Source organism: Paracidobacterium acidisoli, assembly GCF_003428625.2.
GTDB lineage: Bacteria > Acidobacteriota > Terriglobia > Terriglobales > Acidobacteriaceae > Paracidobacterium > Paracidobacterium acidisoli.
Map to the genome: position 1 here is coordinate 728,652 of NZ_QVQT02000002.1, position 18,923 is coordinate 747,574.

General features: G+C 60.4%; 14 protein-coding genes. 8 read left to right on the top strand and 6 right to left on the bottom strand.

Going from position 1 to position 18,923, the window contains the following annotated elements:
- The first annotated feature begins 36 nt into the window (after positions 1-36).
- Genes D0Y96_RS06910 through D0Y96_RS06920 form a run of 3 tightly spaced genes read left to right on the top strand, consistent with a single transcriptional unit; the run spans position 37 to position 4,046 of the window.
- Positions 37-1,443, top strand: coding sequence for a sigma-54-dependent transcriptional regulator (locus tag D0Y96_RS06910; RefSeq protein WP_117298579.1), 1,407 nt, complete (start codon positions 37-39; stop codon positions 1,441-1,443).
- Positions 1,444-1,482: 39 nt separating this feature from the next.
- On the top strand, positions 1,483-3,402 hold the full coding sequence (locus tag D0Y96_RS06915) for a sensor histidine kinase (protein WP_117298580.1): 1,920 nt from the start codon (positions 1,483-1,485) through the stop codon (positions 3,400-3,402).
- Positions 3,399-4,046, top strand: a complete 648-nt coding sequence (locus D0Y96_RS06920; RefSeq protein WP_117298581.1) for a hypothetical protein — start codon at positions 3,399-3,401, stop codon at positions 4,044-4,046. Before D0Y96_RS06915 ends, D0Y96_RS06920 begins: the two co-directional genes overlap by 4 nt.
- A 195-nt stretch (positions 4,047-4,241) precedes the next feature.
- On the opposite strand, the gene D0Y96_RS06925 is transcribed toward D0Y96_RS06920, so the two are convergent.
- Complete coding sequence (locus tag D0Y96_RS06925; protein ID WP_158562273.1) at positions 4,242-4,622, bottom strand: c-type cytochrome; 381 nt, start codon at positions 4,620-4,622, stop codon at positions 4,242-4,244.
- 533 nt (positions 4,623-5,155) lie between these two features.
- On the opposite strand from D0Y96_RS06925, the gene D0Y96_RS06930 reads away from it, so the two are divergent.
- Complete coding sequence (locus D0Y96_RS06930) at positions 5,156-6,511, top strand: MFS transporter (protein WP_117298583.1); 1,356 nt, start codon at positions 5,156-5,158, stop codon at positions 6,509-6,511.
- Between the two features lie 708 nt (positions 6,512-7,219).
- A complete protein-coding gene (locus D0Y96_RS06935; RefSeq protein ID WP_117298584.1) occupies positions 7,220-7,918 on the top strand; it encodes a hypothetical protein in 699 nt (232 codons plus the stop codon).
- A 451-nt stretch (positions 7,919-8,369) separates the two neighbouring features.
- Here D0Y96_RS06935 and D0Y96_RS06940 read toward each other — a convergent pair whose 3' ends face one another.
- The 5 genes from D0Y96_RS06940 to D0Y96_RS06960 form a co-directional block, all read right to left on the bottom strand.
- Positions 8,370-9,200: an ABC transporter ATP-binding protein gene (locus tag D0Y96_RS06940; RefSeq protein WP_117298585.1), complete on the bottom strand. Its 831-nt coding sequence runs from the start codon at positions 9,198-9,200 to the stop codon at positions 8,370-8,372.
- A gap of 5 nt (positions 9,201-9,205) precedes the next feature.
- A complete protein-coding gene (locus tag D0Y96_RS06945) occupies positions 9,206-9,985 on the bottom strand; it encodes an MlaE family ABC transporter permease (protein ID WP_117298586.1) in 780 nt (259 codons plus the stop codon).
- A 60-nt stretch (positions 9,986-10,045) separates the two neighbouring features.
- Positions 10,046-11,482 carry a sigma-54-dependent transcriptional regulator gene (locus D0Y96_RS06950; protein WP_117298587.1) on the bottom strand — a complete coding sequence of 479 codons (1,437 nt, stop codon included), beginning with the start codon at positions 11,480-11,482 and terminating at the stop codon, positions 10,046-10,048.
- Positions 11,475-14,306: an ATP-binding protein gene (locus D0Y96_RS06955; RefSeq protein WP_117298588.1), complete on the bottom strand. Its 2,832-nt coding sequence runs from the start codon at positions 14,304-14,306 to the stop codon at positions 11,475-11,477. The genes D0Y96_RS06950 and D0Y96_RS06955 overlap by 8 nt, the downstream gene beginning before the upstream one ends.
- A gap of 521 nt (positions 14,307-14,827) precedes the next feature.
- On the bottom strand, positions 14,828-16,084 hold the full coding sequence (locus tag D0Y96_RS06960) for a PQQ-dependent sugar dehydrogenase (protein WP_199480197.1): 1,257 nt from the start codon (positions 16,082-16,084) through the stop codon (positions 14,828-14,830).
- 150 nt (positions 16,085-16,234) lie between these two features.
- Between D0Y96_RS06960 and D0Y96_RS06965 the strand changes: the two genes are divergently transcribed.
- The 3 genes from D0Y96_RS06965 (at position 16,235) to D0Y96_RS06975 (ending at position 18,767) form a co-directional block, all read left to right on the top strand.
- Positions 16,235-16,669: a c-type cytochrome gene (locus D0Y96_RS06965; protein WP_158562275.1), complete on the top strand. Its 435-nt coding sequence runs from the start codon at positions 16,235-16,237 to the stop codon at positions 16,667-16,669.
- Positions 16,670-16,774: 105 nt separating this feature from the next.
- The gene (locus D0Y96_RS06970; protein WP_117298590.1) at positions 16,775-17,701 is read left to right on the top strand and encodes an alpha/beta fold hydrolase; all 927 of its coding nucleotides are present in this window, start codon (positions 16,775-16,777) and stop codon (positions 17,699-17,701) included.
- Positions 17,702-17,978: 277 nt separating this feature from the next.
- Positions 17,979-18,767, top strand: coding sequence for a hypothetical protein (locus D0Y96_RS06975; RefSeq protein ID WP_117298591.1), 789 nt, complete (start codon positions 17,979-17,981; stop codon positions 18,765-18,767).
- The last annotated feature ends 156 nt before the right edge of the window (positions 18,768-18,923 follow it).

Consider the following 18,923-nt stretch of genomic DNA (forward strand, 5'->3'; position numbering starts at 1 on the left):
GTGATACAACAAGAGGTGCCCCCACCACCGAGCCAGATGAATAGTCAGGAAAAGGTCCTCATCGTCGAAGACGAGCCCAATGCTCTTATTGGGCTGGCCGAGCTGGTCTCGGGCTGGGGTTATCGCACGGAAACCGCCCGCGATGGCCTCGAAGCTCTTGACAAAGTGCAGGCCTGGCAGCCCGGTATCGTCGTAACCGACATGAAGATGCCGCGCATGGACGGCCTCGAGCTCCTCGGCCGCCTCAGCGAGATGAACGAGGACCGCGCCGTCATCCTGCTCACCGCTCAGGGCTCCATCGAAACCGCCGTCGAGGCCATGAAGCTCGGCGCCTACGACTTCATCCAGAAGCCGGTCGACTCCTCGCGCCTCAAAAACATCCTGGCCAACGCCACCCGCCAGCGCAGCACCGAGCGCGAGCTCGAAGTCACCCGCCGCAAGCTCCGCGAAACCGGCGTCCTCGGCTCTCTCGTCGGGTCATCGAAAACGATGCAGGAGCTCTTCGCGCTCATCGAGCGTGTCGCCTCCAGCAACGTCTCCGTGCTCATTACCGGAGAAAGCGGCACCGGCAAGGAGCTCGCCGCCCGCACCCTTCACGATCTCAGCCCGCGCCGCACCCGGGCCTTCGTCGCCGTCAACTGCGCCGCCATCCCTGAGACCCTCATCGAAAGCGAGATCTTCGGCCACGAAAAGGGCGCCTTTACCGGAGCGATCGAGCGCCGCGCCGGCTGCTTCGAGCTGGCCGAGGAAGGCACGCTGCTCCTCGACGAAATCGGCGAGATGCCGATCGGCACCCAGGCCAAGCTCCTCCGCGTCCTCGAAGACCGCAAGCTTCGCCGCCTCGGCAGCAAGGTCGAATCGCCCGTCGACGTCCGCGTCCTCGCCGCCACCAACAAGGACCCGGAGAGCGCCGTCGCCGACGGCCACCTCCGCGGCGATCTCTTCTACCGCCTCAACGTCTTCAACATCCACATGCCGCCGCTCCGCGAGCATAAAGAGGATATCCCCTCCATCGTCGACTCCATGATCTTCGACATGAACCAGAAGCACGGCCGCGAGGTCACCGGCGTCGACAGCGAAATGATGGAGCGCCTCATGGCGTGGGACTGGCCCGGCAATGTCCGCGAGCTGCGCAATACCATCGAGCGCGCCGTCGTGCTCTGCGGCGAAGGCCAGATTGAATCCCGTCACCTTCCGCCCGGCTTCGGCGCAAAGAGCAGCCGCTCCGCCGCCGTCGACACGCCTTCCAACGCCGTGCAGGTCGAGGTCGGTACCACCGTCGACGAGGCCGAGCGCCTGCTCATCCTCAAGACCCTCGAATCCACCGGCAACAACAAAACCCGCGCCGCGGAGATCCTCGGAATCAGCCTGAAAACGCTGCACAACAAATTAAAAGAGTATGGCAATTCCGGCGGATCGGCCGATAATAGCGAGGACCAGTAGGAAGAACCGGTTTCTCCCCCGTTCTGCCGGTTCCAGCCCATGCGACTGAAAACGAAACTCGTAACGGCGATCACCAGCCTGGTCTTCGTGCTGGCCACGGTTATCTCGTGGCTGTATCTCAGCCGGATGCTCCAGCAGCACATCGAACAGTCCTGGCTCTCCACCGATATCGTTGCCCATCAGGTGCTCTTCCAGGTCCGCCTCGCGCTTGAGACCGGCCTGCGCAACCGCCCCATCGATCTCAACGATCCCCGGGCTGTGCGCACCGCCGTCGCCGAGTCCCTCCGCCAGGACCCCGGACTGAACTCTCTGCTCACCTCTGTCATCAATTATTCGCCGACCGTTCTCGACATCGCCGTCGCCGACCACGACGGACGCGCGCTCATCGCCGCGCCCGATCCCACGCAGGACGACCAGATGCTGCCGCTGCGTCCCGATTACGCCACGCTGCGCAATAAATCCCTCTTCCGCATCCTGCGCATCGTCTTCGGACCGCCGCGTGTCTTCAACGTCACCCTCGGCCTCGAGCGCAATAACCAGCCCTTCGTCACCGTCCGCGTCGGCATCCGCACCACCTTCCTGCAGAATGCCTTCCATCCCTGGCTGTACGAGTCCTTCACCTTCATCGGACTCGCCATCGTCATCTCGCTCATCGTCGCCGCCTTCATGGCCAACCTGGCCCTCCAGCCCATGGAGCTGATCAGCCGCCGCCTCGATCTGCTCACCACCCAGGCCGGAGCCGATGCCGAAGCCGCCTCCGAAGCCGAAGCCCCGCGCTCCGTCGACGCCGTCGCTCAGGTCTCCGGCAAAATCGAGCGCCTCGGCCGCCGCATGCGCAACGTCGAGGAGGTCTTCTCCGCCCTCAAGGAAAACCTCGACCAGATCCTCTCCAATCTGCAGGACGGCATGATGCTCTTCACCCGCGACTCCCGCGCCGTTCTCGTCTCCAGCTCCATCGAGCGCTTCCTCGATGTCCATCGCGATCACATCCTCGGCGCCGAGGTCCGCGATATCTTCCACCGCAACACCCGCCTCGGCCGCACCATTCGCGATGCCTTCGACGCCGGTATGTCCATCGTGCAGGAAGAGGTGACCACCGAGACCGGACGCCGCGTTGCCGTCTCCCTCGACTTCATCCACGACGACCGCTCGCAGGACCGCCACTCCCTCGGCGCGCTGCTCACCCTCCACGATCTCGAGTCCGTCCGCGAGATCGAAAGCGAGCTCGAAGTCTCGCGCCGCCTCGCCGCCATCGGCCGCCTCACCGCCGGCGTCGGCCATGAGGTCAAAAACCCCATCAACGCCATCGTCGTCCACCTCGAGCTGCTGCGAAACAAAATCGAGCGGGAGCACGGCGCCATCCGTCACCTTGATGTGATTCAGAGCGAGATCGCCCGCCTCGACCGCGTCGTCCAGACCCTCGTCGATTTCTCGCGCCCCGTCGAGCTGCAGCTTCGCGTGCAGGATCTCCGCGACATCGTCTCCAGCGTCCTCAATCTCGCCTCCGCCGAGTTCGAAACCCGTCAGGTCCGCGTCGTCAGCCGCCTCCCCGACCGCCCCGTCATCGTCCGCGTCGACGCCGACCTGCTCAGGCAGGCTCTGCTCAACGTGGTGCTCAACGGCGCGCAGGCCATGGCCTCCGGCGGCGATCTCGAAGTCCGCCTCTCCGAAGACTCCCGCCTCGCCTCGCTCTCCGTCCGCGATCACGGCGACGGCATCCCCGACGAGATCCGCGGCCGCATCTTCGATCTCTACTTCACCACCAAAAAAGACGGCAGCGGCATCGGCCTGGCCATGACATACCGAATCCTTCAGTTGCATCACGGCCAACTTGACGTAGAATCAAAGCCGGGAAGCGGTTCTACGTTTACTTTTCGTTTGCCGATCAATCCCGCCGATCAAAAAACACGCAGTAGCTGGGAACCTGAAACTGCCGTTTCTGAGGGCCTTGGGCAATGAACTCCGCGCTTACAAAGGCGGCTGCCGGACTGCTGCTTCTTCTCCCCCTCGCAGGATGCAGCCATAAACCGGCCGCTGTCGTTTCACCTGAATCTGTGGCTCCGGCACTGCCCATGTCCGCCATGGTGCACCCTCCCGTGCTTCCACCGATTCCTCCGCCTGAGATCCGCCCCGTCGTCCTCGATCAGGAACAGGCCAGCACCGAAGAAGCGCCGCCGGCGCCGCATCCGCACCGCACCGGCCGCCGCCGCCCGAAGCCGGCCGAAGAGACCACCCCCGAGCAGCCAGGCCAGACCGCCGTCCAGACGCCCGGCCAGCAGCCCGCCGCCCCGGTTGACGAGCAGCAGCAGCAGGCGCTGAACACGCAACCCTCGGATATGTCCCCCATCGGCCAGCTTTCCACCAGCAACGATACCTCGACCGCTACCCTCGACCGGCACAGCATCCTCGACCTCATCGACTCTACCGAGAAGGGTCTCAACGGCATCCACCGCAAGCTCTCCGAAGAAGAGGAAAAGACCGCGGCCCAGATCCGCACCTTCCTCACCAAGGCGCAGGCCGCTCTCAAGGCCGACGATCTGGCCGGAGCCAACACCCTCGCCACCAAGGCTCACGTCCTCCTCGACGAGCTCACCGGCGAGTAAGCCGCCGCTCCTCATCACAAGCCGCTCCCTGCTCACCCGCAAAAAAGTCCGCGCCAAAAAAGAAACGCCATCCCCGGAAATCAGGAATGGCGATCTGTACTTTCAGTGTGAATCTTTCCACCGGGTGCCCCACAGCCTGCCCTGAGCGGAGCCGAAGGGTCCGTCTGTTCGGACATGGGATCGGATGGCCCTCTCTTATTGCGTCTTCAGGTACGCGACCACGTCGCTGATCTGCGACGGCGTCAGAATCTTTCCGAAGGTCGGCATTCCGCCCTTGCCCTGCCGGATGATCGACTCTGCCTGCGGCGGCGTCAGCACCTTGTCGCGAAAGATCCCGTGAAGGTTCGGCGGTCCGAACGGCGACGTGTTGCCGGGCTCCTTGTTATGACACGTAACGCAGCGCTGATGAAAGATCGCATCGCCCCGCTTCGCAGCCGGGCCGCCCGCCGGCTCGCCGCTGCCTGCAGCGGCAAACCCCGTAGTGCTCGCAAGCAGAATCATGCCCGCGCTGACCAGAGCGCATAGAACGATATGTTGAACTCGCTCCGGCGAGAACGAATGAAAAACTCTGCGCATCCCTTGCCCTTCCTCCTGACGATTTTGAAATAAGTTCAAAATTACGGATGAAAACTTCCGCTCCTTCACGGTGCGCTCAAAGCGAACCGCGTCTCCCCGCATCCATTCGTCATTCATTCGGAAACGGAATCGTCAGCCTGTTGAGCCTTTATTCGTCCTGTTCCGTCCCGCAGCTTCCTGGCCCACATCCTTCCGAAGCAGCTTTTGAAGCTGCCCTCCGGGTTTCGGACAAAAAAACATCAGCCAAAGAAGGTAACCCATCGCCATCGCAACGGTTGTGCTTCGAGGAGTGCTCTTCCTCGTCCCTCACCACCGCCTGCCCAGGTCACCGCACGCTGTTTCCGCCTGCTTCTGTTTTCACTATATCGAAATCCACCCCTGCTCCACCGCTCCGGCGCGCCTTTTTCGTCCGCGTCTCCGGCACGGGTACGCATCCCTTTTCTGCCTGCCATCCTCGCTGCCCGGCATGCCGCGCATTCTTCCCATACACTTCCAGAGACACCCGCACCGCCCGTCAGGAAACGCTGAAAACCATGCCTCACTCGATTCATGATCTGCCGGCCCTTTCGGCGCCGGAAGAGAACAGCCTCTACGCCCGCGTCACCTGGCGTCTGCTGCCCATTCTCGTTCTCTGCTACATCATTGCCTACCTCGACCGCGTCAACGTCGGCTTTGCCAAGCTGCAGATGCTCCACGATCTGCACTTCAGCGAAGCCACCTACGGCCTCGGCGCCGGCATCTTCTTCGTCGGATACTGCACCTTCGAGGTGCCCGGCAATCTGCTGCTCTCCCGTTACGGAGCCCGCCGCTGGCTTGCCCGCATCATGGTCGCCTGGGGCATCATCTCCGCCTGCACGCTCTTCGTCCGCACGCCCGTCAGCTTCTACGTGCTGCGCTGCCTGCTCGGCATCGCCGAAGCCAGCCTCTTTCCCGGCATCATCTTCTATCTCACCGGCTGGTATCCGGCCCGTCGCCGCGGCCACATCCTTGCCCTCTTCATGGCCGCACAGCCCGTCTCCGGCCTCATCGGCAGCCCGCTCTCCGGCTGGATCATGCAGTTCCTTCAGGGCACCGGAAGACTCGCCGGATGGCAGTGGCTCTTTCTCATCGAGGCCTTCCCCGCCATCGTCATGGGCGTCGTCTTCCACTACTGCATCAGCGACCGCATCCGCGACGCCCACTGGCTCAGCGAAGAGCAGAAGCAGTGGCTCGAAAGCCGCATCGACACCGAATCCGCGCACAAGCAGAAGCACGGCTCCTTCCTCAGCATCCTCGGCAGCGGACGCGTCTGGCTCCTCAGCCTCATCAGCTTCTGCTCCGTCATGGGACTCTACGGCATCAGCTTCTGGCTTCCCTCCATCCTCCGCGCCACCGGCGTCCAGAAGCCTCTCGCGATCGGCCTGCTCATGACCATTCCCTACGGCGCCGCCATGGTTGCCATGATCCTCTTCGCCCGCAGCTCCGACCGTACCGGCGAGCGCCGCTGGCACCTCGCCGTCTCCACGCTCATGGGAGGATTCGGTCTCATCTTCAGCACTCTCTTCGCCGGCCACACCGCGCTCGCCCTCGCCGGCCTCACCCTCGCCACCGCCGGCGTCTTCACCAGCCAGCCGCTCTTCTGGAACCTGCCCACCGCATTCCTCGGCGGCACCGCCGCCGCTGCCGGCATCGCCTTCATCAACACAATGGGCAACACCGCCGGCTTCATCAGCCCCTACCTCGTCGGCTGGATCGTCGATCTCACCCACCACACCACCGTCGGCATGTACCTCCTGGCCTTCTTCCTCCTCCTCGGCTCCGCGCTCACCTTCTGCGTGCCCGCCTCACTCGTCAATACGCGCCCCGAAGCAACGCATACGACGGAGGAGACGCGCACGACCGCGACCTGAATCGGTGTTCGCAGAATCGGGTGCCCCACCTTCGCGAACCGGGGTCCTCGGCGCACGCGGTGTTCGTGCGCTGGGGTGGAGAACCGGGTTCCCCGGCGCGCGTGGTGTTCGTGCGCTGGGGTGGAGAAGCTAAGGTGGGAAACGAGGCGAAAGGTGGGAAACCTCACCGCTTTGTATCAGGGCACGGCTTTAGCCGTGCCGAACCAGCCTCAAAAAAAGGGCTTCAGCCCCTGTGCGACTCAGCCACGGAACACTTCTCGTCTCGCGTCCGCGAGACCCGGTAGAAGCACCGGGCTTTGGCCCGGTGACAAAACCATCAAAAGAAAGAGGGGCTTCAGCCCGCTCCGCCAAAACACGAAATCACCAAGGGTGCCCCATGTCCGGATTTTCGAACATGGGAATGAATAACCCCTCCCCTTGTCATCCCGAGCGAAGTCGAGGGATCTGCGTTTGCTTCTCGTCTCGCGTCAGCGAGACCCGGTAGAAGCACCGGGCTTTAGCCCAGTGAACAGGCCGTCAAAAAAAAGGGGTTTCAGCCCCGGCCCCCTGTCAACCCCTTCCTCTCTGCATACCTCTGCACATGCCTCATTCCCCGCGACATACGCCCGCAACAAAGCTGGCATGAAATTTCTCCCAACCCTCTAACCTCAATAAGGAGGGGCAGCGCACGCTGCCCCTTTCTTTTTTGCTCACCGAAAGGAACCGCGCATGTCCGAAGCCGCCGCCTCCGGCAAACCCAAAAAAATGCAGTGCCGCTACCTCAAAACCGGAGGCACCCAGTGCCGCGGCATCGCCATTCGCGGTCAGGACTACTGCCACCTCCACGGCCGCCACCGCCATCCACACTTCCGCAACTGCGTCTCCATCCCGCTCCTCGAAGACCTCGACTCCATCCAGGTCGTCGTCAGCCAGGTCGTGCAGTCCGTCCTCACCGGGCAGATCGAGCACGACGCTGGCACGCTCGCTCTCCGCGGCCTCCGCATCGCCGCCACTCTCCTCGGCATCCGCCTGCATCAGGAGCGCGTCCGCAAAACCGCCGCCGCCGCCACGCCCGCTCTGCCTCCCGCGCCCGAGCCTCTTCCGGAGCCCGTCGAAGTGATCACCGAGACCGATACCGGCGACGTGCTCGCACCCGAGAGCGAATATGAAGGTCCCGGCGGCAAACGCGAGCTCCGCAAAGTCTGGTCCTTCGAGAAGATGCTCTACAACGAGCACCTCCGCCAGCAGGGCAGGCCGGAGATCGAATACGAGGACGATTTCCCCGAGGAGGGCTACCTCACGCGCGAAGAGCTCATCGCCCAGCGCGAAGAGATGATCGACATCGTCGGCCCCGCCCGCGCCCATCTCCTCCCGCCCATCGAAGCCGTCGCTGACTCCTTTGCCGTCCCTGGCGCGCCTGAAAGCTGACCGGCGAATAAAAGCGTGAATGGAAATAAAAGTGTGAAGGGAAATGAATACGTGAAATGGAAAGAGATGGGTATTCGCAGTATCCGGGCGTCCCACCTTCGCGAACCGGGGTCCCCGGCGCATGCGGTGTTCGTGCGCTGGGGTGGAGAACCGGGGTCCCCGGCGCATGCGGTGTTCGTGCGCTGGGGTGGAGAACCGGTGTCCTCGGCGCATGCGATGTTCATGCGCTGGGGTGGAGAAGCTAAGGTGGGAAGGCAGTATTGAATCCGGGTGCCCCACCTTCGCCACCCGTTGTTGGCGGCTAAGGTGGGAAGGCCGGCCCCGGACGAAAAAAAGGGAGCCTGATCCGGCCACGAAAAATCAACGACTTACGCGGGGATAACCGAGGTAATCCCTTTGCAAACCATTCAAAATAAACCGTTTCCGGGAACCACCCCGCGAAAAAAATCGATCACGCAATGTATCCGCGGATAAACGGATCGCTCGAATGCACCAGATCGTGCGTTGTCCCGTCGAAGACCAGTTTCCGGTCGTGCAGCATCAGAAAGCTCGTATTGGCGTTGATCCGGTCCTCAGGCAGCGGCTCCATCTGGTTCGTCTCCCGGTTGAACCGGTGCGTCGCCATCATAAAAGCATCCTGCAGCCGGTGCGTCACCAGCAGCGAGCTGGTCTGGTACACATCGCGCTGCTTCACCACCAGCTCGATAATCGTCGTCGACGTAATCGGGTCCAGCCCGCCCGTCGGCGAGTCGTACAGCAGCAGATCGGGGTTCGTCACAATCGCCCGCGCAATCGCCACGCGCCGCCGCATGCCGCCCGAAAGCTCAGAGGGAAATTTGTAGATCGCCTGCTCCAGCTCCACAAAGCGCAGCGCCTCGGTCACCCGCTTCGTGATCTCGTCCTCGGCCACATGCTCTTCCTCCAGCCGGAAGCCGACGTTGTCGCGCACATTGAGCGAGTCGAAGAGCGCGCCCTCCTGGAAGACCGTTCCGATGCTGCCGCGCAGGGCAAACAGGTCCTCTTCACGCATCGCGCTCACCTCCTGCCCGAAGACGAAGATGCGCCCCGAATCCGGCTTCAGCAGTCCGTTCGCCAGCTTCAGCAGAACGCTCTTGCCCACGCCTGCCGGTCCCAGCAGAATGCGCGTCTCGCCGCGCCGCACTTTGAAGGAGATATCCTCGAGCACCTGCTTGCGGTCAAAGCCGATCGAGACATGCTCGAAGATCACCACCGGCTCTTCCTGGTGGCCGTTGACGTCGATCGGAGCGGCAGTTCCGGCCATCGTGTCTACCGGCCCAGAATGCCGATCAGGAAGCGGCTGATGATAAAGTCCGACGCGATGATCAGCACCGACGACACCACCACCGCCTGCGTCGTCGAGCGGCCCACGCCCTGCGTGCCGCCCCGCGTCGACATGCCGTAGAAGCAGCCGATCGTCGCAATGATGAACCCGAAGACCACCGGCTTCACCAGCCCCTGAATGATGTCCGGATACTGCAGCGACTGATAGCTGGTGTTGAAGTACTGTGTCCCGTCCTGCCCCAGCATCATGACCGAGACAAGGCCGCCGCCCAGGATGCCGACCGCGTCCGAGAGGATCGTCAGGAAGAAGTTCATGACGATCGTCGCCACGATCCGCGGCATCACCAGCTTCTTCAGAGGATCGGTGCCGAGCGCCCGCATCGCGTCGATCTGCTCGGTCACCATCATCGAGCCCAGCTCGCTCGCCATGCCCGACGCGTTGCGCCCGGAGACCATCAGGCTCGTTACCACCGGCCCGATCTCCTTGATCATCGAAAAGCTGACCAGCTGCCCCGTAAACGCCGCCGCGCCGAACTGCGCAAGCGTCGAAGACGACTGCAGCGCCAGCACGCCGCCCAGGAAGAACCCGGTCAGCAGCACAATCGGCAGCGACCCGACTCCGATCGAGTCCGCCTGGGTAATGACATCCGCGCCGTAAAACGGCTTGCGGGCGACATTGCCTAGCGCGCGCGCCGAAAGCAGCACGTATTGCTGCACGGCCAGTACGTACTTCCGGGCGCTGGTATCGAGTGTGGCGAGTGGCATAGTCCGTTGTTTGGATGCAGAACCCGATTCTCCAGGCTCAACTGGAGACTACCACGGCCTCTACTCCCTGATCTTCTTCCGGATCTCGATGCTCAGCCGCTTGATCTTCTGGTTCAGTGTCGAAAGCGGAATCCGGAACTGCTCCGCCGCCTCCGTCTGATTCCAGTTGCACCGCTCCAGCTTGTCGATGATGATCCGCCGCTCGATGTCCTCGATGATGTCGAACAGGGAAGCGTCCGGGCTGTGCTCCAGCAGACTGCTCGAATAGCCGCGGCCCGTCAGGTGCCCGGGCAGCAGATCGGTGCCGATCACGGAGTTCGACGACAGCACCACTCCGCGCTCGATCACGTTCTCCAGCTCGCGCACATTGCCCGGCCAGTCGTAATCCACCAGAATGCGCAGCGCATCGGGTGCCAGAACCCGGTCCGGAAGAGTGTTCTCGTCCGAGTAGCGCTTCAGGAAGTGCGTCGCCAGCGGCGGAATGTCCTCCCGCCGGCTGCGCAGCGGCGGCAGCTCGACGGTAATGACGTTCAGCCGGTAGTACAGGTCTTCGCGGAACTTGCCCTCCCGCACCGCCTGCCGCAGATCGACATTGGTGGCCGCGATAATGCGCACATCCACCTGTATCTCGTGCACCCCGCCCAGCTGCATGAACCGGCGGTCCTGCAGCACGCGCAGAATCTTCGCCTGGGTGTCCATGCCCATCGTGCCGATCTCGTCGAGAAACAGCGTGCCGCCGTTGGCGACTTCGAACAGCCCCTTCTTGACGGCGATTGCCGATGTGAACGCGCCTTTGACGTGTCCGAAGAGCGTCGACTCCAGCAGATCGGTCGGCATCGCTCCGGTATTCACCGGAACAAACGGCTTGTCCTTTCGCGGAGAGTTCGCATGCAGCGCCTTCGCGATCAGCTCCTTGCCGGTTCCGCTCTCGCCCTGAATCAGAATTGTCGAACGGCTCGGCGCCACCTGCGCCACCAGATCGAAGATGCGCAGCATCGCTTCGCTCTTGCCGATGATGTTGGAGAAGTTATACCGCTGCTTCAGCGCCCGCTTGAGCTGAATGTTCTCTTCTTCGGCGTGGTACCGCGCAATCGCCGAACGGATATCGGCCAGCAGCTTCTCGTTGTCCCACGGCTTCTGGACAAAGTTCTGCGCCCCGTTCTGAATCGCTTCGACCACGTTATCGACCGTGCCGTAAGCGGTGATCATGATCACCGGCAGCGTAGCCTGGCGCTGGCGAATCAATCCCAGCACCTCAAGCCCGTTTCTTCCGGGCAGCGCCAGATCGAGCAGCACCAGATCGTAAGAATGCTGTTCGATGTGTTCGAGACCCGCCTCTCCGTCCGGTGCCGTCTCCACCTCGTACCCTTCGAGCGAAAGAAGCGTTTCGAGCGATTCCCGGATCGCCGCTTCATCATCAATGATGAGAATCCGCTGAGCGGTCTGGGAGCTGGCGGTGGAGGGGGCCGAGGAAAGAGTAAGTGTGCCTTCAGACATGCGCGGGTTTCCTTAACATGGGAAATTCAAGGTAGAAAGTCGTGCCGCTGCCGACTTCGCTTTCCACGTGGATTTTGCCCGCATGTTCCTGAATGATTCCGTACGTGACTGCAAGGCCCAACCCTGTTCCTCGTCGTTGTCCTTCCTTCGGCGAGGTTTTGGTGGTGAAAAACGGATCGTAGATCTTCTGCAGATGCTCCGGCGCAATGCCTGACCCGCTGTCGGTAATGGCGATGCCCACATGTCCGTTCGCTTCGGTCATGATGCGCAGTCTGCCGCCGCCGGTCATGGCATCCTTTGCGTTGAGGAAGAGATTCAGGAAAACCTGCTGCAGCTTGCCTGCATTCCCGAGAATCGGAGGCAGCTCCGGCGCAAGCGCGATATCCACCCTGACCTGCGCTGTTTTGAACTGATGCTCCAGCAGAGTCAGCGTGTCGTGAATGATCGCATTCACGTTGGTCTCGCGGAACTCCGTGCTGCCCGTGCGCGAAAAGTTCAGCAGACCGTTTACGATCTCCGACGCGCGGAAGGTCTGCTGCGTAATCTTTTCAAGCAATGGAGAAAGGCGGTCATCGCCGCGAACCTGCTTGGTCAGCATCTGGGTGTAGGAGGAAATCACCGCCAGCGGAGTGTTCACCTCGTGCGCCACGCCGGCGGCAAGCAGGCCGATGGAAGACAGCTTTTCTGCCTGTGACAGCTGTGCCTCGAGTTCTGTCCGGTCCGTAATATCGTCGATCAGGATGATGCGGCCGACGATCTGGAAATCGCGCGCGATCAGAGGAGCAATGGCGACATTGACCGTGCGGCTTTCACCGGTCTTCGTCTCCAGCCGGAATTTGTAGAGATTGTGAACCCCAGGGTCGTCGCGAACGCGCTGGTACTCCTCCATCAGGCTTTCGGAAAAGACAGAAGAAAGAGGCTGACGAAGAGCTTCCCCGCGCGGCAGAGCGAAGAGAACCTCCATCTGCGAATTCCAGCTCTCCACCTGCTCTTTAAGATCGACTGCCAGAATGCCGACGTTGATGGATTCAACGATATTCTCGTTAAACTCCTTCAGCCTTTCATATTCGGAGATCTTCAGTTCGAGGCTGGCATACAGTAAAGCATTCTGTAATGCGATACCGATGTAACTGGCCAGCGATTCCAGCAGCTCCACGTCCTCGCTCGACAGAAAATCGCCGCCCGACGTCCGTCCAAAACCGATCACCGCAATCGTGCGGTCCTGGACGCGGCAGGGCAGATAGTAATTCAGGTCGAGTAGTGCGGCACTCCGCCGCTCGCTTTCCGTCAGGTAAAGAGTCTGCTGTGTATTTTCGAGGAAGACATGTGAGCCGGCATCCGGCTGGTCGAAATCCAGAAAGCCAAAGTCCAGAACCGCTTCCTGCCCATACAGCGTTTTGGGCAGACCGTGTGCCGCCGCCAGATGGTAATCGCCGGAGCGTTCAGAAAGAAAGACAGCCACCCGCTCGACCAGCAATGTCTTTAACAGACGATCCACGATCGCATTGAGCAGAGCGTTCAAGTCCGTCTGTGAGCTGAGTCCTCGTCCAAAATCGATCAGTGTGGTCCGATAGTCATAACGCTTCCGGTCAAAGACACGGTCCACCCGATCCTGAATCATCTTTTTCAGCGGATCGAAGAGCTGAGCCGTGATGATAATCGCCGCCAGCAGCCCCCACGGTCCCGCACTGGGCAGGCGTGTGTGCACCAGCTCAGCGGCAACCGCTACCAACGCAAAATAGAGGCCAACCAGAGTTGCCGTCGCCAGCGTATAGGTCACGCCGCGCTTGAAGATCAGATCCACATCCACAAGGCGGTAGCGGATGATCGCCCAGCTGAAAGTAAGCGGCAGAAAGATCAGGCACAGTCCGGCAATTTTGGTCAGCGCATCCGGTACAGACATATCTGCCATGAAGGGAATCGCTGAGAGCAGTGTGAACGGCGCAACAGCCAGAACGGTGCCGCGCGTCAGCCATTTGAGCTGCTGGCGGCGCAGGGGAGCATTTGTATGCCGGTAGTTTACGAAGAAAATGACTGCAGCCAAAACATAGAACAGCGCGGTATAACCCACTGCAATCTGATCCAGCCGATGGCGCAGCACCTCTGTTGCGGACCAGGCTTCAAGAGCCAGAACCTGCAGGCAGACAACGATGATCCCTGGAAAATACGTGACCCCGATAAGCGATTTGTGCCATCTGCGCCGCTCCTCAGGAAATGCGAGCGCGAAATGGACAAATAAAGCGGGCTGAAGTGCTCCCGCGGCTATGCCGCTCCAGTAGACAATCCAGTCAAACTCGTTCAGCTTGCCCGTGTACCTGAACGAATAAAGAACGAATGAAGCCAGACAGAAAAGGTAGAAATGGGTTGCATGGGGTGCTGTCCAGCGCCGGAACAGAACATACAATCCGATCCCGAGATACACCAGCGCAATCAGGCGGAACCCCTGATTCAAACTGCGATCCTGAGTATCCAGAATGACCGGAACGTCGATCAGCCTGACACCATTGCGGATCAGGGTGTAATGAATGGTCCCGTAGACCTTGGTCTCCCACATCTGGCGAACCAGGACGGACCAGCGGGGCGTTGCAGTATCGTTTGCTGCAACCAGCAGATCGCCGGTTTTAACACCTGCGCGCTGTCCTGCGCTGCCCTTCAGAACGCGCTGCGCTTCAAGCCCACCATGTGCCTCGGTCCACCACACGCCATCCGTGGGAAGCTGATAATGGCCTTCCTGCAGGAAATTGAACAGGGCGAAAATGATTGCTGCAGCAGTGGCCAGAGCCAGTGAAACAACTGCAACCCGAGTTTGGAACGACTTTTCCATTGCAGAAAATTGTCTATACGTCCGCGACAATTATTTGGTTTTTAATGTCGTGTTTTGTATTGGTGTCGGATGATTTGTTTCATTTACATTTCCGGACGTTCTGATCTTTAAACGGCACCGGGTCTGAAGAGACGAGATCGCTGTTCATGCTGCTTTTATGTAAATGTCAGCAAATTACCTGCCATGCTCCGGTTCTAAAATCGGTATTTTGGCAATGATGAGTATAGCGCTTTATTTGCATAGACATAAATGCAGCTGGTCACAAATCGAAGCGGCTTCACAGATATTTTCAGAAGCATACGCTCTGAAATTTGGCGAATTTGTATGGAAAATCATAGGGTGAGCCGTTGGCGTCACAATAATCTTTAACGCCAATGAGCTTCAGAATATTGGACACAGAGTGGTCGGCAGAATTGGCAGATAGTCATCCGCTCAGCAAATCGCCGGCATCACGATCGACGCCGGCGAGGAAACTGTCTTGGCTGTGAAATTGCTTTCGCTAAAGTCTGGCTGTGGCAATCTTAATTGCCTCGGTAGATCACTCTCCAGATCTTTCCGTGCTGGCTGTCGGTAATGTACAGGGAACCATCCGGCGCCTGGGCGAGCCCATCAGGACGTGCCACCGCATCTGAGGGGTTCATCAGCGGGTCCTTTCCCTTGAAGCCATCCGCGAAAACTTCGAATTTGCCGGAAGGCTTTCCGTCGGCAAAGGGCTGAAAAGTTACGTTGTAACCTGCCTGAGGCTGAGGTGCCCGATTCCATGAACCGTGGAAGGCAATGAACGCGCCGCCACGATACGACTTTGGAAACTGATCGCCGCTGTAGAACATCACGTCGACAGGAGCCCAGTGGGCCGGATAGCTGGCAACAGGAAGCGTGTACTGGCTGCAGTGATCAGAGGTCTTGCCATCGCCGCCATATTCGGGGTTCTGGAGGACCTTTTGCTGCGTGTAGTCATAAAAGCAGTAGGGCCAGCCGAAGTTTGAGCCCATGACCGCGCGATACATCGGCTCTGCCGGACGCGTGGCGTTGTCCTCTACGGTGAAGTATTTCGGCCACAGAGTGTCGAGCTGATCGCGGTTGTTCATCACAAGAAAGACCGCGCCGTCGTGCCAGGTGATGGCTGGGAATTGCCGCAGACCGGTTGCAAAGCGAACTCCGTCCTGCTGAGTCTGATTCAGTTTGTCCGCTTCAAACCTCCAGACACCGCCGTGCTTCTCGAGAATGGGACAGGGATTCATTCCCGGAACGCCCGCCCGCCGGTCACGCGACTGGCATGCATTGGAAGGCGCGCCGACATTGACATAAAGATGACCGCTGCGGTCGAAGGTCAGCCCCTTGTCTTCATGCTCATGTTCTGTCGGAAAGCCCGAAACCACGATTTCAGGCGCGCCGGTCGGCTTCAGCTGCCCGGCAGACCACTTGTAGCGCTCTACGGTAAGAGGAGTCGCGAAGTAAAGGTAGCCATCATGAAAGGCAATGCCGGTAACGCTCTTCTTGCCGAAGGTCTCTTTCACATCGAACCGGCCGTTGCCTTTGGAATCGTGGAGAGCGGCGATTCCACCGTCCTGCAGGCCAACAAAGAGATCGCCGTTCGGGGCGACGACTGCGTGACGCGCAGCGCCGAGATTATCGGCAACGACAAGAGCGCAGAATCCCGAAGGGAGGGTGATGCCTCCATTGCCGCTGTCGCAGGCGGGAGCCGCTGCGAAAGCGGAAAGGGTGGTCAGAGAGAATGCAGTAAGCAACGCGAAGAGTCCGAGGATCGGACGCATCATGGAACGCTTTGTCGAACGCCTTATCGCAGAAATCATTCCGAAACTCCCTGCAAAATGGATGGTTCATGATACCGCATCGTTTTCTCCTCTCCATTACAATGACCTCGTGAGAACTGCGCAGAGGAGAGTAGTCGTCTGATGAAAAGAAGCATGGCTGTCTGCATCGGTTTCATCGTTTGTGGAGTGGCTCAACCGATATACCTTGTACATGCCGCACAGGCTGCAGGCGGTGCCTCCACGCAGGACGGGGTATATACCTCCGAACAGGCCGATCAGGGCAAAGCGCTGTACACCGCGAAGATGTGTTCAACATGTCACGGCGCGACGCTCGGCGGTTTCGGGCAGAACCCGCCGCTGGCAGGCAATGACTTCCTCAACAACTGGTCGGACCAGACAGTTGGCGATCTCTTCAGCAAGATTCAGACGACGATGCCGGCGACAGCGCCAGGATCGCTTAAGCCGGAAGAGACGGCTCAGATTGTGGCTTACATTCTCAGCGCCAACAAGTTTCCAGCGGGTAAAACCGAATTGCCGCAGGATACTGCCAAATTGAAGACCATCCACATAACTAAGCCCCAACCGTAGTGCAAATCGCGATATACTTCTTGTTTTACCAGTCGACGCCGAAGCGACAGGAGTAGCGGTCGGTATTCAGTTGGCGCCTGGTGGTGCAGGGAGAATTCGCTCAGGATGGCGCTGGCAAACTGGATGCCCCCTGGGCCGGACGGCTCGATTATTGTCGAGGGTTCCGTCCGGGTCCAGGGGCACTCCATGTATTACTTCAACTCGGGCTCGGGATCACCATTACTGCTGCTGCATGGATTGCTCGGAACAGCTTCATGCTGGGGACCGTCTGTTCGACGCTTCTCGCAAAAGGCCGCTGTCTACGCGGTGGACTTTCTCGGAATCGGCAGATCGGACCGGGTACCCGGACTGGACGCCGGCCTTGCAGCGCATGCCGAAAGACTGGCTGCCTTTCTCGACGCAGTCGGCGTTTCCTCGACCGACATCGTTGCAACCTCTCACGGCGGAGCGGTGGCGCTGCAGTTTGCGGCGACGTATCCGGGCCGCGTGCGGAGCCTGATCCTGCAGGCCCCGGCGAATCCATTCTCCGATCTGGCCGATCCGCGCATTCAGTTCTTCAGCGGGAAGTTCGGACAGCGGCTGGCGTACTGCATTCCGTTTCTGCCGCGGCCGTTTCTGAATCTGGCGCTGGGCCGGATGTATGCCGACAGCAGCCGGATCGTGCCGGGAGCGCTCGACCTCTACATGAGCTCGCTGGCGATACCCGGTACGGTGGATCATGTCCTGAATATCCTGAGCCGGTGGCAGGAAGACATGCAGACGCTGGAGGCGCTGCTGCCGCTGCTCCGGCAGGTGCCGACGCTGCTCTTATGGGGAAGCGATGACCGGGCAGTAAGCCTCGACTCGGCGTACCGGCTGATGGAGATTCTGGGGAATGCGCGGCTGGAGATCCTGCCTCATACGGGGCATCTGCCGTATGAGGAAGATCCGGAGTTATTCTGCACCGTAGTGCAGAGGTTTCTCGAAGAGCAAAGACCCATCGAGGCTGCAACGCCGCGACAGACAGGTCCGCGTCTGGTGCGGGGCCGCTGATTCCGAATGGAGCTCAGTGGCCGTGGTGCTCGTCGGCCTTGCGGCTGGTGGCCCACAGAATGCTCACGATGAAGATGGTCACGAAGCTGCCAATTGCGAACAGTGCCAAAGCGTCCTCCTGAATTGCGTCCACTCCACGATACACAAGTTTGATGGTTCCCGGAGCATGCAGCGGCAGGCTCCTTCAATATCTGTCCGATGCTGTTGCGCCGTTTGCGGTCACAGGCGAGATCGCATGGGCGATGCGGCTGCGGTGCTGTGATATGGTGAGGCTCGAATGAACCACTTCATGTATCGAGCGGCAGCGGCTGTTGCCGCTGTCGCATTGTTTGCGGGCATGCAGGCCTCGGCGCAGAGCGCGGCGCCGGCGGCACAGACTCGCCAGAAGATCGACCAGGGGATTGCCGATCTGAAGGCCGGGCAGGATGCGCAGGCGCTGGCGGTTCTGCGCGAGGCGATTGCAGCCGATCCGGGCAATGAGGCGGTGCTGCTGCTGGCCGCGGATGCGGCGCTCAACCTGTATCAGGGACCGGTCGCGGTGCAGTATGCCGAGAAGGCGCGGGCAATCGATCCGAATGACTGGAAGATTCACACCACGCTGGTGGCGGCCTATGCGGCGGCGGGGATGCGGCCGCAGCGTGACGCCGAGCGCATGCTGCTGCGGAAGTATCACAGCGATCCTACGGCGAAGGACGCGGAGCAGACGAGCGGCTTTCTGCTGGAGATCTTCCCGGTGAAGCAGTACCGCGTGGAGGCGGTGGAGTTTTACAGGCCGGTCGAGAAGATGCACATCTATTACCGGTTCCTGATCCGCGACCAGGGGCGGAAGAGGGTGTGGTCGATCGATGCGGAGAGCAACGATTTCGACGAGACCTCGTGGGCGAAGGCGTATCCGAAGCAGGCGGCCGAGGGGCAGAGGCAGTATCAGCTGACCGGGCATGGAACGAGCATCAATCTTGACTACCGGATGTTTTCGGGCAATCCGGACTACGATACGATCCGGGCGATGGTGGTGAAGATCATCGAACAGCAGACGGCGCCGTTTCCCGGCGAAGCGAAGCAGTAAGAAGGTTGTTTTTTAGACCCTATCCCTCCGGTAAGCCTTTTATTTTCATGAATTTACGTGGGGATTACCTTGGTTATTCCAGGCTAAACTCATGATTCTAAAGGGTTGAGGTTGAACTGTTTCCGCCGCTGTCGGCTTTTTCCTGTCTGGATTCAA

What these genes read in the sequence shown, in the direction of transcription:
- D0Y96_RS06930 (WP_117298583.1), top strand. Translation starts at nt 5,156, where the DNA reads ATGCCTCACTCGATTCATGATCTGCCGGCCCTTTCGGCGCCGGAAGAG.
- D0Y96_RS06975 (WP_117298591.1), top strand. Translation starts at nt 17,979, where the DNA reads ATGAACCACTTCATGTATCGAGCGGCAGCGGCTGTTGCCGCTGTCGCA.
- D0Y96_RS06910 (WP_117298579.1), top strand. Translation starts at nt 37, where the DNA reads ATGAATAGTCAGGAAAAGGTCCTCATCGTCGAAGACGAGCCCAATGCT.
- D0Y96_RS06970 (WP_117298590.1), top strand. Translation starts at nt 16,775, where the DNA reads ATGGCGCTGGCAAACTGGATGCCCCCTGGGCCGGACGGCTCGATTATT.
- D0Y96_RS06960 (WP_199480197.1), bottom strand. Translation starts at nt 16,084, where the DNA reads ATGATGCGTCCGATCCTCGGACTCTTCGCGTTGCTTACTGCATTCTCT.
- D0Y96_RS06935 (WP_117298584.1), top strand. Translation starts at nt 7,220, where the DNA reads ATGTCCGAAGCCGCCGCCTCCGGCAAACCCAAAAAAATGCAGTGCCGC.
- D0Y96_RS06925 (WP_158562273.1), bottom strand. Translation starts at nt 4,622, where the DNA reads ATGCGCAGAGTTTTTCATTCGTTCTCGCCGGAGCGAGTTCAACATATC.
- D0Y96_RS06945 (WP_117298586.1), bottom strand. Translation starts at nt 9,985, where the DNA reads ATGCCACTCGCCACACTCGATACCAGCGCCCGGAAGTACGTACTGGCC.
- D0Y96_RS06955 (WP_117298588.1), bottom strand. Translation starts at nt 14,306, where the DNA reads ATGGAAAAGTCGTTCCAAACTCGGGTTGCAGTTGTTTCACTGGCTCTG.
- D0Y96_RS06920 (WP_117298581.1), top strand. Translation starts at nt 3,399, where the DNA reads ATGAACTCCGCGCTTACAAAGGCGGCTGCCGGACTGCTGCTTCTTCTC.
- D0Y96_RS06915 (WP_117298580.1), top strand. Translation starts at nt 1,483, where the DNA reads ATGCGACTGAAAACGAAACTCGTAACGGCGATCACCAGCCTGGTCTTC.
- D0Y96_RS06940 (WP_117298585.1), bottom strand. Translation starts at nt 9,200, where the DNA reads ATGGCCGGAACTGCCGCTCCGATCGACGTCAACGGCCACCAGGAAGAG.
- D0Y96_RS06950 (WP_117298587.1), bottom strand. Translation starts at nt 11,482, where the DNA reads ATGTCTGAAGGCACACTTACTCTTTCCTCGGCCCCCTCCACCGCCAGC.
- D0Y96_RS06965 (WP_158562275.1), top strand. Translation starts at nt 16,235, where the DNA reads ATGGCTGTCTGCATCGGTTTCATCGTTTGTGGAGTGGCTCAACCGATA.